This is a genomic window from Dyadobacter sp. 3J3, assembly GCF_009801115.1.
Lineage (GTDB): Bacteria > Bacteroidota > Bacteroidia > Cytophagales > Spirosomataceae > Dyadobacter.
Genome location: NZ_VTOL01000008.1, coordinates 1 through 17,611, shown reverse-complemented (window position 1 = coordinate 17,611; position 17,611 = coordinate 1). Strand labels below are relative to the sequence as shown.

At 39.9% G+C, this 17,611-nt stretch carries 7 protein-coding genes; 1 reads left to right on the top strand and 6 read right to left on the bottom strand.

The window, feature by feature from the left end; genetic code table 11:
- Window positions 1–6: 6 nt before the first annotated feature.
- From FZF08_RS17560 to FZF08_RS17540, 5 genes are all read right to left on the bottom strand, one after another.
- Window positions 7–3,312 (bottom strand): patatin-like phospholipase family protein, encoded by a 3,306-nt coding sequence (locus tag FZF08_RS17560; protein ID WP_159471145.1) that lies wholly within the window; start codon window positions 3,310–3,312, stop codon window positions 7–9.
- A gap of 158 nt (window positions 3,313–3,470) precedes the next feature.
- Window positions 3,471–4,139, bottom strand: a complete 669-nt coding sequence (locus tag FZF08_RS17555) for a chitosanase (RefSeq protein WP_159471143.1) — start codon at window positions 4,137–4,139, stop codon at window positions 3,471–3,473.
- 32 nt (window positions 4,140–4,171) lie between these two features.
- The gene (locus tag FZF08_RS17550; RefSeq protein ID WP_159471141.1) at window positions 4,172–9,937 is read right to left on the bottom strand and encodes a S8 family serine peptidase; all 5,766 of its coding nucleotides are present in this window, start codon (window positions 9,935–9,937) and stop codon (window positions 4,172–4,174) included.
- Window positions 9,938–10,049: 112 nt separating this feature from the next.
- Window positions 10,050–10,472: a hypothetical protein gene (locus FZF08_RS17545; RefSeq protein WP_159471139.1), complete on the bottom strand. Its 423-nt coding sequence runs from the start codon at window positions 10,470–10,472 to the stop codon at window positions 10,050–10,052.
- Window positions 10,473–10,510: 38 nt separating this feature from the next.
- The gene (locus FZF08_RS17540) at window positions 10,511–11,776 is read right to left on the bottom strand and encodes a DUF2252 family protein (RefSeq protein ID WP_159471137.1); all 1,266 of its coding nucleotides are present in this window, start codon (window positions 11,774–11,776) and stop codon (window positions 10,511–10,513) included.
- Between the two features lie 1,009 nt (window positions 11,777–12,785).
- Between FZF08_RS17540 and FZF08_RS17535 the strand changes: the two genes are divergently transcribed.
- The gene (locus FZF08_RS17535; RefSeq protein WP_159471135.1) at window positions 12,786–16,913 is read left to right on the top strand and encodes a hybrid sensor histidine kinase/response regulator; all 4,128 of its coding nucleotides are present in this window, start codon (window positions 12,786–12,788) and stop codon (window positions 16,911–16,913) included.
- A gap of 136 nt (window positions 16,914–17,049) precedes the next feature.
- Here FZF08_RS17535 and FZF08_RS17530 read toward each other — a convergent pair whose 3' ends face one another.
- On the bottom strand, window positions 17,050–17,397 hold the full coding sequence (locus tag FZF08_RS17530) for a helix-turn-helix domain-containing protein (protein ID WP_159471133.1): 348 nt from the start codon (window positions 17,395–17,397) through the stop codon (window positions 17,050–17,052).
- Window positions 17,398–17,611 lie beyond the last annotated feature (214 nt).

The window sequence follows — 17,611 nt, the reverse complement described above, 5'->3', positions numbered from 1 at the left end:
ATCATTTTAAATATTACTATCTGTTGCAGTGTTCTTTTTACTAGCCATAAATTCCCAATGTTTTTTTGGACCATCGGGTTTAAAAAGCTCCATCAGATCAACACCGGCTTCTTTTTTTATAGATCCGTTAAGGTTTTCTATTGCATGTTTTCCCAAAGCGCGATAACTTTCAAACTGACTCTCGGAAAAAAATTGATCCGCTGTTGATTCATGCGGAAAAGCGGCATTAATTGAGGCATAATTAAATACATCTCTTGGCTCTTTACCATAAAAAGCAGGTTTAATATATAAAAGCAGCCCATCAACATCGTTCGAACAGGAATTTCCCGCTCTTTGCTTGTCTACCTCTGAATATCTTATCCGTCCTAATGCCCAGGATTGCCCCTCCGGATTCGGATCGTTGGATCTTGCCCTGATGTTGAATCCTTCATCGAAATCAATAGAGATACCCAGGTCAATACGGATTTTACGAATTGCATTACCAAGGTCTTCCAGCGTACATTTTTCATCGCAACCGGCATCGCTTACCAGAATAAAACGGTTGCGACGAAGCACCATCTCATAAATTCCAAGATTTTCAAAATGCCCTCCGTCAGACAAATAAACATATTTATTGAGTTCATCAGTATTTGCAATTAATTCGTCGAAGATAGGTTTTACTGCGAATAATGGCGTTGGACGATCAAAAGTTTCATCCCCCGCAGGCCCGGGATTACCCAGCCACCAACCCAGCCGGACATTGAAAAGCGTCATTAAAAATGCAATAAGAGGTGACGAATGATAGCCCATATTGGGACTAGCGGCAGCTCCCGAAATTGTCATGGCAGTTCCCAGGCTGATGCCATTTTTGCCTCCATAAATTTTTTGTTCACCAACATTGCTTCCTATATCCATACCATGGTTTAAAGCATCAGGTCTCGTGCGTCGATATCCAAGCTTCATAGCGCCAGCGTGTAATGTGGATACTGAAAAGGCTGCTGCTTTTCGTTCTTGCCAAGCCAGATTTTGGCTGTTTACCAGATTAAGCGCAAGATTAATGACATGAAAAGGAGGTTTTTGTTTTGATTTAGCTCTTGTAGACGTAATTTGTTGCTTATCCAGCTTTGCCATCGGCATATTATCATTTTCGTCAAATCCGGTAAAAGGATCAGGTGCACGTTCTGTTTGCGGCCGTGATGCTCCAAGATATGCACGTATCAATCGTGCACGGTACATCGCGTGAAGTGAAAACCGGTTAGTATCAATTGTAAATGCAGTACCAATGCCGAAAAGTGTAAATGTCAGCAATATTAAAAATGGAATATAAACATCAACAATCGGAAAGGGTGCGTTACTTTTACCAAATATCCGGATTAATTCAAGATTTAAAGACGACAAAAGTGTCATCAAAACTACAAGGGTAATTAAGGCTACGATGGGCAGACTTAAATTTGACATGAGACTCACTGCTCCCGGTGCAGCACCTTTTCCTTGTCTTGAACCCGCTGCCTCACCTCCGCCTGCTGTTTTATTGCTCCCACCAAGAACACCGGTAAGTATACCTGATCCGAATCCCAAACTTGCTATTTGTAATTTGATATTGTCAATTAATCTGGGCCCAAAAAGAATAATAGCCGTTAAAACCAACCACGACAATGCTGTTAATAACAGAAACCCGCTGTATCGGGCAGTCCATTCCCGCCGGGAATCTTCATTCCATCGGCTAATAATCCCTTCAAAAATATAACCCGACAAAAGAATTGCTAATAAAGCAGTAGGAAAACCAAGGCAGATAACCGCTGGTAAATGCAAATCACCAGGAATATATAAGCGGGTTTTGCCTAATAGCAGAAGTAACAAAAAACCGGAAAAAGCCCCCGCAGCCCAAACAACCAATATCTGGCCCAACAAAAGAAGCCAGTTTTTTGGTGTAGGCCTTGCTAATACCCATCCTATAAGGTGAATGGATCCTGTGCAAAGTAAAACAAAAATGCCTCCGAAACATGCTATGTTTAGGTCAGTGTCTTTCTTGTCTAAACCGAGAGAGGTGTGTATATCTTCGATAAACTGAAAAGGGAAAGTTGTAAGCTGCTCAAACCAAATCCAGGCTATCAACAGCAAGAAATTTGCTGAAAGCAAGGGGATAAAGCACTTCTTTATGAAATTTTTCGTGTCGCGTTCCGCCACCGAAACATCTTTTGTTGGAGCTCCCTTGAATTTTGCAGCCTCTGATTCAGGCACAAATTCATGTAGGAACTTAGTGGCCATGATCAGAAGAATTCCAGCTGCAAGCGAGAAGATGGAGATAAGCCAAAAGGCGTAGGGACCGTAAAAAGCAAATTTAGCCCCACCTAGATTTGCCGCAAGCCAGGGAATACCAGCGAGTGCAGCCATAAAGGGGATGATAACCAGCCATATCATTAAAAGATTTCTAAGATAAGTTGCATAAAGTGTCCAGCTATCTGCTGAAAAAAGTCCCAGTTTTGGTGACAGATAATTGCTGTATTTTCTAAGATATAGGATTGGATCAGCCTCAACAGTAAAGGGTGTGCTAGACTCAGATTTTAACTTTTTTATTACTGTTTCAAAACCCTCATGATGACTCCATGCACTCAGCCAGGAGCCAAGATAGCCACCCCCGGAAACGGTAGACATGTATTTAAATTTTTCAAGAACATCCAAATCAGCTAGCCCTTGAACGATACCCAACCCAAATGTGGCGCTGCGTATTCCTCCTCCCGAAAAGCATATTGCAGATTGAGCGATATTACGCATTTTGTCAAAAATATTTTCTAATTTTAGAGTTTCCTCGGACTTGATATATTCTGAAAATGCATCATGGATCAAAAGCTTGTTCAACTCTAATACATCTTCTATTGTAAGTGCTCTATTGGTATTTCTACCATCTTGATATTGAGAAAGCAGGCCGCGCGTGTAAGGCTGCAGTGATAGTAGATCTTTAAGCCAAGGTTCATTCTCAATTAAATTTTTATCTTCTGTTTTTATTATAAGAACACGCCCAATTGTTTCTACGGTAATTTTTGCGTCATTGTTTTGTTCATCTTCCGCCTTGATCCATTTGGCAAGTTTTATGTAAGGATTTTGATAATCCTCAGATAATTTTTCATCAGCCCTTCCTGGTTTTCCTATTTCCAGGTTTAAACGTAAAACTAATTCTTCTTCTATTTCATAATCTGGAGTTGGAGGAATAGACTGAGAAGATTGGATCTCCGCTGATTCTGGTCCATGAATATATTGGTACTCCTCCTGAAGGATATTAAAGAGTTGTAAAGAAGACTCTTTTGGAGTGTCTGTAATAGAATTTCTTTGCATAGTAAGGTTAAGAGTTGAGTGTTATAATGTCTTTTTTAATTTAGAGTGGGCAGGCTATATAAGAAACAGGCCTTATCTTTAAAATATAATTCTCTCGTCTCTATAACTTTTGGAATGATTAACACTTTTTAAATCACCAAATCTATACTGAATCGTAATCAGAGAATCATAATCCCATTTGCATTCACAGGCTTATCCAAAAGCCAGTTGTTATTTTTAATCTGATCCAGAAAACATTGAGTTCGGTAAACTGTTTTTTGGAGGATAACTTTTTTATTCGTTGCAAGCCACGCATGTCGTGCTTTGACGTAGTCACTGATCCACGTTTTCTCATCTCCTCCTCGGGACGGAGGCAAGGCAGTAAAACGTTCACGAAGGAATGGCAGTACACTGCCGGAATGAATAAAACTATCGAAAACAACCAACAAACTGAGCTGCTGCGTCAGCTTTAAACCTGTGTAGAAAGCTAGGGCGGGAGTGTAGTAAAGTATATCGAAGAATTCGTCCTGGGCCTCACGCATGATAATATCTTCGCGTGCCGATTTTCTTAGCAGTGTTTTAAATTGAGTGTTATCAACAAGCGGAACCGTTCCAATTTGATGCGTAAAAGGAGCAAAGTCTTTGGCGAATTTTCCTTTGCGGACAATGTACATATCAATAAGTGTCTTTAGGTTTCCCTGTTCGGTTGTTTGACTTCTCCCAAAAGTAATTTGCCTCGTATTGTTTTTACCATCGGAGAAAATAACGAGCGCATCATATTTTCCGGCAGCGGTTCCGGTCTCAAATGCATTGATTATTTGCTGTATTTTCTTTTTTTTATCAGCCATTTTGAATGAAGTTAGAAGTCAGAAATATGTTTTTATAGCCAGTTTAAAATTTTATTGATAATGATGGTATTGTGAGGTTGCAGGTAACTGAAATGGTTTACCTGGTCTGCTTCTGAAGAAATATGAAACTGATCCGGCAAAAGTGTGATCGTATAATTCGGATCTTGATTCTTGAATATTGCACCAAGCACAGGAGCGAGCGTGTCATTGTCTTCCTCTTTGAAAATGAGCCTATCAATAATGTTTTCGTTGAAAAGCTTTTTCAAAAAACCATTGGGTTCATAATTCGATGTGATGACCAGGTAATTTGTCCGGCTAATGTTTATTTGGTTAAGTTTCAGGATTACTTTGCTTTGTTCGTCCAGGTCACTCACTCCCGGCAGGGAAGTGCCGGTATTAACAATGGCCTTTAGTATTCCCATGATTTGTGGAAGAACTGGAACAAAGAGGCCTGCGAGATTGGCCACATTGCTGGCAATATTGACATAATTAGCCCAATTTTGACGGGATGCAAGTAAGGTGCCCTGATTGGCGGTTCCAGTGACTACAAGCTTCTCAAGTATCAGTGGAGCGGATTTGACAGGTTGCCCTGTTTTGATATCAAACAAAAGTTCCTCGAACAGAAATCTGGCAATAAGTCCGCCGCTGCTTCTGCCAATTACACTGCATTTTTTATCTTTTAATCCGGAATTGACAAGCATTTGATTCACATGTTTCGCATTATCTTCTATGCCCTGCACAAGAGTGGGCATATTGAATCCTATAATGTAGCGGCCAAATTTTGTTTTAAGTCCTTGTATTACAACACCATTTGCAAGAAACTCATCAAAACCTTTTTCAAGTTTGCTTAGTAATCCCGGAAGAAGAACAAGTAATGGTTTTGGATCATTATTTATGGTTTGGAAAAAATTTAGAATATTGGTTGGATCTTCCCATTCTTTACCTGTTCCTCCAACACGATTGAGGTCGTAAACCAGCAATTCGTATTTCGAATCCCCCATTTTGGACACAAGATCCAGCAGTGGAGCATTGTTATTTTTCTTTTTTGGATTTTTAAACCAACTAAAAACTTTGACTGCAAGTTTTACAATTTTGAGCCCATCTCCGCGCAGATTATCGGTGTCGCCGGAACTCAGATTAATAAAGAACTGATCTTTTTCAAAAGTATCCGTAGCAGCAGCAAAAATACTTCTTAAAGGGGCGGGCACATCCGTGCTGTCTCCTTTAAGCTGCCATTGAAGCAGCGGGACACCATCCACGTTTTTCTCTATCAAAATTGCGGAATCCATTTCCAAACTATCAAAATCGTCCGTAATGGCAAGTGCAGAACCGCCTCCTCTTGACCCAAAGCTATCATTGATCTCAATTTCAAATGCGTGATAAATACCACCCTCCCAATCTTCAAGTTTCTGATCCGTGGCGACTGACTTAATTGATGCAGTAATACCGTCTGTCCGTATTTCAATTACACCGGATTTTGTTTTGATGAGGTGATTATTAAACTCAATCCGACTTGAATTCAAAGTCCGAACCATGCGAACGTCAACAGGCAGGAGCAATCTTTGTTTAAGGAAGTCCGAAGCCATTTCGCTTTTTTGAATATCCCGTACAAATTCCTCCATATTAAGAATTGCATCAAGCCCGTGGTTCTGATCCTCGGGATTTATCTGATCGAGGTATTTGTGCAAAGTGCTGTCACGGTGAAGAAGTTGCAGGATTTCTGTGCTCATCATGGTCTGAAGATTAGTCTCCATATCGCCGGATAAACTACCAAAGGCACTTCGCCCTTTAAAAATCCTGATCAGTCTCTTGAAAAGAAAACCTCCACCTTCTGCATCTTTTGCGCGTGAAATTTGGGTTATAAGAGTATTTGGGTTAATCGCCAAGGCATCAGCGGCACGCAAAACGCCGTTTCCATAATATTTCTGGAATGGGTTATCTCTGGAAGCAGATTGAAACAATGCCGCCTTAACCAGCTCGACAATCATCCACTTGTTATTGCCAGCCAGCTGTTCCAGTTCTGCACGGTGCTTGTGAATGTACAATGCTGCGGCGGCAGCTATCTGCGGAGTAGCAGATGAAGTTCCACCGCCGCGTTTAATGTAAAACCTTGGTTTTCCGTTTGAATCTTTATCAATTCTGTTAAACCAGACCAAATTTGGAGTATATGCCGCCATTGTGGTTTTTAAAGCATCATCGGGCCCGTAATTCATTTGCATAAATTCACTATCGAATGATCTTAATGCTTCATTGTGTGCATTGTACAAATAAGGTTTTTCATTTATTGCCGCACCTACGGCAGCAATTACCTGAGGATAGCGCGCAGGGTAGAGCGTCGTTGTAGGCAAGATCCGGGCAATTCCTTTTACGAAATTATTTCCCGCTGCGGATACAATGACCACACCATTTTCGTATGCCTTGTTAACTGCTTCGGCCATAACCTTACTGGGTAGGCCAGCCATCGACATCGTAATCACATCGCATTTTTGAGCAATGGCATAGTCTACGGCCGCGGCGAAATTTTTGCCTGAAAGAATGGATACCGTGTCATTGATTTTGAGACTTAGGACTCTGGCAAAAGGAATTGCACCAAAAAATCCCCTGAATTCCCCCGAGGTATCTTCATCGCGGATTTTCCCACCGGCCAGAATTGACAGGGTACCATTTCCATGTCCCTGCTGTTCAAAAAGCGACAGCGGTAAGTCGAAATCAGTAGCACCTTCCCGTATACTGCCGTCGGAAAAGGTGGCTGCGGCCGGGTCCAAATTGATTGGCAATGCGGGATGATTTGGCAAATAACCAGTATCAATGTGAGCGATCTTGACCATGCGCTCTGTATCTTCTGGAAAGTCCTGAAATTTGATCTCCGGAAATACAAGTTCATTGGCACTTTTCAGCTGAGAGTGAGAATCGTCCAGGTGCCAGGTGAATCCCTTCGGGCCAGGACCGGGGTTTGGGTATGTCGAAATGAATTCGGAATCCGACAGAGCACGCGCCTGGTCCGCCTTTGGCATAAAATCTTCCAGATAGATATTGGAAGCAATGTCGGGTTCAACGTATTCAATATCTGTTCCCGGATTGCTTAAAACAACTTGATAAGCTTTATCCCAAGGCTTACTTCCCGGAATTTCAGAAGCATCAACTGTACCAGCTGAAATTTCGCTGGGAGCTCCAAATGGCTTTGAGTTATCATTTTTGCCACCCGTTATTCTAAGTTCATTGTTTGAAAAAGCATTTGATCTACCCGTTGTGCGTGCGGGAATCTTGATAGTATTTTTTTTAGATTTAACAATCAGTATTTCCTTTTTCGCCTGTTGTATAGCTGATGAATCTTTTTTGATTGAAACGGTCGGAGAAGTAGAGCTACTGTTAAAGGAAGAATCGCTGAAAGGGTGTTGACCATCAAAATCAGCGCTTTCCTTCCCTGTGTTAGAAATACCTGCAATTTGGTCCTGATCATTCATTCGAACGTTGATCGCTTCTATGAAATCGCGGTAATTAGTTGTCTTGTTTTGACTTGTGAGTTCATAAAACACTTCCAGGAGTCGGTTGGTAAAAACACCCGCACCATTTGTTTCCTTTGCAAACTGATCATCCATGCACGCGGAAAGAAGTTTTACGAATGCTACCTGTTCTAATTTTGGACCAATTGCAGCCCTCAAATCTGCTACCGTCTGATTATTTGATTTAAGTATTTGACGAACTCTTTCTTTGGATATAGTGCGGACGCGGCCAAAAGGAGATACAACTCTTGATACAGTCCGGCTATGACAGGAATCTGAGATAATTAGCACCCGGTTTCCATCAGGAACTTTTGCCAGGCAGTTGTTTATTTCATCATCGATTAAGAACCCATCATACGTTACCCATGATTCGTCCTGCTGGTCTTTTTCATCACCATCTGAATCTGGAATTGGCGCTCCATGCCCCGCATAGGTTATCAGCAGGAGGCCTCCAGGGTCAAGAAGGTTTCCAAGCTTTTCGATCTGTTTCATGATATTATTCCGCGTCGCATCAGAGTTTGCAAGTACATCGCTTTTAAAATTCAAGCTGTCGGCCAACTCACGCATATTTGTCATGTCATTAACACATCCAAATAATTCGGGTACAGAGCTATTCTTGTAGTAAGTTGGGTCCACTTTATCAATCCCTATATGAAGGGATAAACGTGGGGAAGAAGTTGAATTTGTCGGCATGGGAAGAGAAGCGTTTAAGGTTTTATAATTCGTTGCAAGTTTAACAGCCTGGTCAGCCATGAGTAATCCGTATCCAAATTGCTGGCTGTAACTATTGATATAGGAAGTTTTATTACCAATTTTTTTGCAGGCATTTTTAATAATGGTTTTTACTTCACCCTGGGCCAAATTTGGATTTGCTGCCAGCATAAGTGCTATAACACCTGCCACGCCAGGACATGAAGCAGAGGTTCCGTCAAAAAAATCATAGTATTGGTCTCTTGTGTAGCCGGCAACTCCCAGCCGGTCAGCTACCCTTACACCGTCAAGTTTTATGACATTGTTTTGATCCAGTATTTTATAATCTCCACTTGGAAAACAACAAAACATGGGAATTCCATAGTCGGAATAAACTGTCGCTTCGTCTGCCTCATTGCTTGCACCTACCGCAATAACACTTTCGTGCGATGCATATCCGTCATTTTTTACAGGTTCCCTACCATTACCAGCTGCGAAAACAATTGGTATTCCTTTTCCATTACGTCCTTTTGTACTGGCGTAACGGAAGGCTAAATTGGTATGATCCGGAACAGGGAATGAAAAATCATTGTCGGTCTCTGTAAAAATGTTGCCGTCAGGTGGTCCCCAGCTGCATGAAATCACATCTGCACCTTGCTGCACAGCCCAATAAAATGCTTCTGATTGAAGTACCGACCCCAGTCCGCCAATACGAATAGGCATGAGTGATGCCTCAGGTGCAACACCGTATGCTTTGGGGTCTGAAGAGCAGGCAATGCTTGCACACGCAGTACCATGTCTTTCCGAAAATTGATGTATTGGAAGTCGTGTGCCTCCATTATCCATCATATCCCGGGCTCCTGTGATTTTGTATTTGCCTGAAAATGCCGGATGATCGAATTCCAGACCGTCGTCAATTATGCAAATCTTTATTCCTTTACCCTTTGAAAACTTCCATGCATCAAAAACACCCGTTTTTTTTAGTGTCCAATTTGAATTTGTGCAGCTTATTGGTTCTGGAATAGAGTTGGTATTCAATACTACTTTTCTACTTTTTACGATCAACTCAGGGTGGCAATACTCCACTTCCGTCATGGCAAGAAGCTGCTGGGTTAATTCAAATACATTCCGTCCGATGTCACTATCTGGTTCAGTGAAATAAGTATTTAATCCAAAATGCAATATTGATTTTATTTTTAAATCATTACGGGCGAGTATACCCGCAATCTGACTATTTCCAACACCATCGTAAAACTTTATAAATATATTTCCTGTGTAGATTTGATATATTTCAGTACCAGTAAATTTGAGGACAGTACCTACGTAACAAAGTAAAGGGTGCCCTGCTATACGAATGATTCGTTTGACTTCGTCTCTAAATTTGCGGGTATCCGGAGCAAAGAAGCATTTGTACAAATAAACGTTAGATTCCGGAAAAGCTTCGAACAAAGTGATATAGTTCCAATAAGGATCCAATGCACTTATGGTCTTCAATATTGAATAGGCGCTTCCCTCTCTTGTCCTGACAATTATTAAATCATCAGTTTCGGAAAGGTCGCATCGAACGCCAGACTCACCATTAAAATAACACGACCGAATTTCCATTTATGAACTTTAGTATAAATTCACGACCGAAATGATTTTTTCTTAGTCATATTTTGACTTTCGCCAGTTTTCAATGCCGACCATGTTGTCATACATATGTCGGTTTATCCGTTTATTTCAGGCGCCTGACTTTTATGATTACAGACCCTTTATTGTTGCCATAGTGTTTTATGGCATCATTTGGAAAAAATGAAAGTGATGTTTTATCCTTAGGAATCGTAATAACCCTTTGGATCCCTATTTCAAAAAGATCGTTTTCTGATTCATTATATGCACCACACAAACAAAAACATTTTACACCCCTAAGTCTTAATCCTGCGAGAATGGCCAACGGATTAAAAATACCTTCAGGACCGGAAGGTAAAATCAGATCTTTCCATCGCTGACGGCTGTCACAAGTTATTTCATATACTTCCTCTGCATTTACCAGTATCCTTTGCGAAGAATATATGCAGGCGGAAATAATTACTAATTCCCTGCTTGTATTGCTGGCAAGTCGATGGGTTTCTATTTCTTTTGGACAAATATTGCTCATTGGATATGCGCTAATAGAAATAACGATGAAGGTATACGTCAGGGCTTTATTTTTACTAACTCGCAATACTTGCGAATAAAGTGCCAGACATTAGGATCTGACGAAAAATCTGCGAAGTCTTTTTTTACATCTTTTGCATATCCTGTACAGTAATTCAGGATTGATCGATGATGCATTTTATTCTTAAAAAAAGCCTGTAACGAACGTACACTTGACGATCCCTTAAAATCTGCTGAGCTTAAATGGGCGGATGCAGTAATTATTGCATAATCGGCGATGATTTCTTTAAGGGACTGATTTGCCTTCACCAGATTTTTAAGCTCTATCCGACCGGCCTCCGGCTGCAATTCTTTCAGTACGTAGCTGTTTCCTTCGAATAAAATCTGTCTGGATTCATTCTGTACAATAAACTGAGGACTAATATCTTGCATTTTCTCCTGGATCTCAATGATCCTTTCTGATTCATTTTGCCATTCTGGTTGTACAATTTTTTGCTTAAATGAGTCTACATAAGTTCTCAAACTTGATGGCATAGATCTCTTCATATCCAACAGGTAAAAACCCTGACCGTCAGTTTGCTTTACCAAAACAATATACCGCTCAATCCCCAAGCTTCCCGTTCCTGCAATGCGCCACGCAGCATCAATAACTTCGTCCATATTTTTATTTCCCCGAAGCCATGTTGTAACCACTTCCGTTATCTTCTTTTTTAGGACAAGGTCAAGTTCATCGGTCTTGGATTTGTTTGATGTTGGCCTGTCAATATTTATAGTTGCCGGCGTAGAGGAAGTCTGAAAAACCTGGTTTTTATTTTTAACAGGAGGCGTAATAAAGTTCAGTAAATTTGTACATTTAATTTGACCAGGAACTCCTTCAAGAATAACTTCAACATATGATTCGAGAAAATGTTTAGATAGCGTTTTAGACTTTTCAAAAGATAGATCTGCGGTTTCTGTATCGGATTTAAGTTGTTCCGCAGCCAGATGGATACTGGTGATGACTCTCAAAATTTCCCAGGTCACAGGAGCCAATACCGCCTCGTCAAAATCTTCAATATCATAATGTAGTTTTGCATCACTACCTCTGTAACGGCCAAAATTTTCAATATGTAAATCACCGCATATCCAGACTTTCGTATCATCTTCGAAAGTGAATTTCTTTGAAAGATCCTGATAAAACAAATGACAGGTTCCTCTAAAGAAATTGAATGGATTCTCCATCATTTTGTCATATTTCAGGGCAAGAAAAAAAGGATCTCTGCCTTTATTAAATTCTTTAATTTTAGTAAATACATTATTTTTCATAAGCTGTTATCCGATGACATTATTGGGTGGATATTGCTGAATTACTGTTCGGAAATCTTTTGCATTATGATGGTTCTGAATAAAACTAAAATGTCGATCAAAAGTCGACGTCAATCTACCTACATCAGCCTGTAATTTATCAGCCACTACATAAATGGTAAATTCCCAGTCAGATTGATAACTTTTATGAAGCTGGATAAAATGTTATAATTAGCATTTATTGCAATTGTTCAGATTCAATCGAAATGTAAGACAGAGATATCAAAATTTCGAGACACGTATATCAATTATTCACCCTTGAATTTATGCCCGTCGTAGCCCTTAACAGCTAACTATTTTCACAGACCAGAACGCGTAAATCCACGAAAAATATTTACTGGTTATCTATAACAAATATTGATGACATACTTTCTTTAAACAATACTGAAAATTCAGTATTTTTTTCTTTCAGCATAAGCATACGTTTGATAAGATATCTTTCATTTTTAATGAAAAACAGTAGGTGGAAAAGGGGCATATACTAAAATAACATTTAAAATGAATTCAGTTTAAGCAACAATCTTTGCAAACAACTGCTCACAAATATTTCCTAGATACTTGGTATTAACATTATAGAAGTTTTTTTGTAAAGTTGAAAGAAAATTAATTTCCTGTCGTGACAGACAAAAATGTATGTTGAATCGATGCATCGATTACCCTATACGTAGACTATATCAGTTAATTATTAGAATCCTCATTTTGGTACCCATCAATCAAAGTTTTTGCATACTACTATTAAAGAATGGGAAATTTTGTTAAAATCTGCACCGGGTATCAAACGCGTACAGCAAAAGTTGAGGTTTGAATTACCATTTTCGAAAGGTAAAATACAATGTTTGCAAAGTGCATCTCCGGCCGATTATCCTAAGATAATGTTAATTATTTCTATAAAAGTCCTGAAACTATTTAGGATTATATTTGCTATTAGTACGATTAAATTATAATATGACATGATTTTCCTCGCGTTTATATGATTTTCTGCATCCGTACGATTTTTATACTGCTTATTTACATCTTATCATTCAGTCGATGTTACGCACAAGATCAGTCTAACGGATTTAGAAGGATTTCCACGGCCTCGGGGCTATCTCAAAGTAATGTAAATTCCGTTCTAAAAGACAAAAGAGGATTTATGTGGTTTGGAACAGAAGATGGACTAAATAGATTTGATGGGTATAAGTTTACCATCTATAAACATGACGACCAGGATCCAAACAGTTTATCCGATAGCCGTATCAAGGATATAGAAGAGGATGCTCAGGGAAATTTATGGATTGCCACAGTGAACGGTTTAAATCGTTTCGACCGTGAGAAAAATCGATTTACACACTTCCGTAATATAGGCCAGTCCAATGAAATCAATGATTTATTTATTGATGGTCAAAACCGGATGTGGGTTGCGAGCAGTAATGGCTTGTTTTTATTTGATGCCGCGTCAGGGAAATTTAAGCTTTACCCGTTTGGTCACGGAATTGCAAAAGGCAACATCATATTAAAAATAGCACAGCAGAATAATGGTACATTGTGGATTGCGACAGAAAATGGATTGTTCAGCTTGAATCTTTTAACCAAACAGGCAAAAGGTTATTTTCACAATATCAAAAATAGTAAAAGTATCTCCTCTGATTGGATAACGACATTACTTGTCGACAGTAAGCAAAAGTTGTGGGTGGGTACACATGGTGGGGGCATGTCCTTGTATGATCGTGGGCAGGATTCATTCATTAATTTTAAATATGATGCTATACGTAATAGTATAGCCCATAACGATATCTTATCTCTTTGTGAAGCAGCTGACGGTAGGCTCTGGATCGGTACCGAAAATGGAGGTATTAGTATATTTGATCAGGAAAGCGGTCTTTTTTCTAACATTAAGAATAAAAAAGATGACGTTTCAACATTAAGCAATAATTCGGTCTATTGTATTTACAAGGATGATGCAAAAAACCTTTGGGTTGGTACCTACGCGGGTGGGGTGAATTTTTTATCAGGCGTGAAAACTAAGTTTACATCATATATCCATTTACCTGAGGATATTAACAGTTTGAGCCACGATATGGTCCTCTGCATCAGTGGCGATAATAATCCGGACAATATCTGGCTAGGGACCGACGGTGGAGGGCTTAATCTTTTCAATAGAAAAACCAAAACCTTTAAGCATTTCAGACATCAGAAAAATAATATCAATTCAATAAGCTCAGACTATGTTGTCACCATGATCCAGGTTTCTGATCATGTGCTTGGGCTTGGTTTTCATAATGGTGGTTTTGACCTTTTTGATACGAAAGCAGTTAAATTCAGACATTTTATGCCAGATCATGGAAAGGCTGGTAGTCTTTCCATGGCCGACGTTAACAATCTGTATAAAGATCTGGACGGTAATATATGGCTTGGCACCTGGAAAGGTGGGCTGAATTTCTATGATGTAAAAAAAGACAGGTTCACAAGCTACGTTGCCGATTTAAGGTCTGAGTCGTCCTTGTCGAGCGATATTGTCTCGGCAGTATTTCAGAATGAAGAGGGATATATGTGGGTTGGTACATATAATGGGCTGGACAGGTTTAATTTGTCTACAAAAAAATTTAGCCACTTCCGTAAAGACAGTCTTGATGCGTATAGTATATCCGGTAACGGTATTCAATCATTCTGCAAGGCGGATGGTGTTAACATTTGGGTTGGCACAGTAGGAGGCGGCCTGAATTACATGGATACAAAAAGAGGCAGGTTTACGGTTTATACTGAGAAAAACGGTTTGGCAAGCAATGTTATTTATGCAATCATGAAGGATGGCAAAAATATGCTTTGGATGAGTACCAACAGAGGTATTTCAAAGTTTGACCCGGTGCGAAAGGTTTTCCGGAACTTCGGACTTTCGGATGGGTTATGGAGTACAGAGTTCAGGGATAATTCTTGTTTTCAGGCGCAGGATGGGCAAATGTTTTTTGGTGGGATTAATGGCTTCAGCAGTTTTTATCCTGACAGTCTCTCTGATAATTTATATGTACCGCCCGTTTACATTACTAATTTCAATATATTTAATAAAAAAGTGCAGGTTGGTGCTGCGGATTCAATTCTTCATCAGGATATTACCGAAACGAAAACGGTTAAACTTTCCTACAAGCAATCTTTTTTCTCATTGGAATTCGCTGCGCTCAATTACACCTCTCCTGAAAAAAATGAATATGCTTATAAGCTGGAGGGTTTTGATGATGAGTGGATCTACACACGAAATAGCCGTCAGGCTACTTATACAAATCTTGACCCCGGAGTCTATACTTTTAGGGTCAAGGCCTCCAACAACGACGGCATATGGAATGAAAAAGGCGCAAGTATGGAAATAACCGTTACGCCGCCTTTCTGGAAGACATGGTGGTTTCGGTGCCTGGCTGTCTCTGTCGTATTATGCTGGGTTTATATCTGGTATAAAGTACGAACGAACAATCTTCGGAGACAAAAAAAACTGCTGGAAGTTCAGATTGCCATGCGGACAAAGGAGCTTGAACATGCGGTTATAGAACAGAAAAAAGCTGTTGAGCAGGCAGACAAAGCAAATCTGTCTAAAAGTGCATTCCTTGCATCTATGAGCCATGAGATCAGGACGCCCATGAATGGAGTAATTGGGATGGCTGCTCTGCTTGCTGAAACACCATTGAACCAGGAACAACAGAACTTTACCAGATCGATACAGCTTTGCGGTGAAGATTTGCTGGCGATCATCAATGACATCCTCGATTTTTCAAAGATTGAATCGGGAGGATTATTGCTTCATAACATTAATTTTAATCTGCGTATATGTATTGAAGAGGTTTTTGATGTGTTTTCTGTTAAAACACTGCCCTTCGAGGTCGATATGGTGTACAAAATTGAAAACGAGGTCCCATTAATACTTTGGGGCGACAATCTCAGAATCAGGCAGATTCTGATCAATTTGGTTGGGAACGCCATCAAGTTTACGAGCAAGGGACAGGTTGTTCTTTTGGTAAGTTTACTCAGACGTGAGGAACGTAATGTAACCCTTAATTTTGAAATCAGCGATACAGGAATCGGGATTCCAAAGGACAAGATGGGACGTCTCTTTAAAGCATTTTCTCAAATAGATTCTTCAACCACCAGAAACTATGGCGGAACAGGCCTTGGACTTGTTATCTGCGAAAAGCTTGTAGGCCTGATGAATGGGCAGATTGGTGTAAAAAGTGTAGAGGGAGAAGGAAGTACTTTCCATTTTTCAGTCGATGTTAAAGCAGGCGAAGATATTATAAGTGCTGAGCATGATTTTGATATGAGGGGCTTTTTTGAAAAAAAAGTGCTTGTGGTTGAAGATAATGAAGTTAGTAGTGAAGTGCTGTCAGATATGCTCAATTCCTTTGGTATGATAACGCATCAGGCTAGGTCAGCCCACGAAGCCCTGGAATTGCTACAGCGATTTAAAGATTTTGATCTGGTTGTGGCCGATGCAGATCTTCCCGATAATGACAGTGCTTTTCTCAGATCAGGCATTGAAGCTTACAGCACCAAGCTGCCAGTTATCTTTTTTGGGGTAAGTTCTGCAAATCGAGGTGTACAACGGGAGCTGTTAGAAGTTCCGCTGAGCAAACCTGTGAAGAGGTATGCTTTACAAAAATGTATTTATGGAAAACTCGGCGGTAGCTTACCGAAGAAAGCACAGGATTTGGTTTATCAGAGCCAGATGCAGGTCAAACTTGACCCCGGGTTTTCTGAACGATATCCACTTTCAATACTGGTGGCAGAAGATAATAAAGTAAATCAGATTGTAATTCTTTCTGTCCTCAAACGCCTGGGTTATGAGGCAGATCTTTCCGTGGACGGGCTTGAAGCACTTCATGCCACCACCACCAGGCATTACGATATTATTTTAATGGATCTGCAAATGCCTAAAATGGACGGGATTGAGGCCACAATGCTGATAAGAAAACAATTCCCGGTACGTCCCTACATCATAGCCTTAACCGCCAATGCACTGAAACAAGACCATGATCGGTGCATTGAGGCTGGTATGAACGATTATATCAGCAAACCGGTCAGATTGGAAGACCTTGTTTTGTTGCTGGAAAAATGGGCAACCCATGACATATTATAAATCCGGATCCCAAACCCTATAAGAATATATTTATTTCTGAGTTGCTGTGTTAATAATTTGGTATTTTAGCGGAAAGTACAATTTGAATTTATAAAATGAAGTTTCTTTGCATTGTAACAGAGCAAATTAGGAATAGTTATTGTCCGATAATTTCTTTCCTAAAATGATTTCCCCAGTTTAGCAATTCATCCAATAGTGTTTGCATTGACTGGCCAAGCGGAGTTAAAGAATATTCAACAGTTACAGGCATAGTATCGTACATAATCCGATTGATTATTTTGTTTTCTTCCAGAGCTTTTAACTCTTGGGATAACATTTTTGGCGATACGTCGCCAATATCTCTTTGAATTTCACCGAAGCGTTTAACGCCATAGGTTAAAGAGATAACAATAGGAACGCGCCATTTACCCTGAATGATTTCCAAAGCATCTCTCGAAGCCCGTAATCTAAAAGGACAAGCCTCATTTTTTGTGCTACTTTTCATATTACTTACTTTTCGGTAACTACTTACTTAAAGGTAACGACTACCTAATAAAAAGTAAATCTAAATACATTTATATCATTAAATCAATAGACAATATCACGAATAGATTTGTAAGGGCATAAAAAAAAGCCGCCCATGTTTTTAAGTTTGTAGCTGTGAAACAAATAAACGAAAAAGCCCGGGCGACCTGCGACAAATTTAGAGCACTTACCAG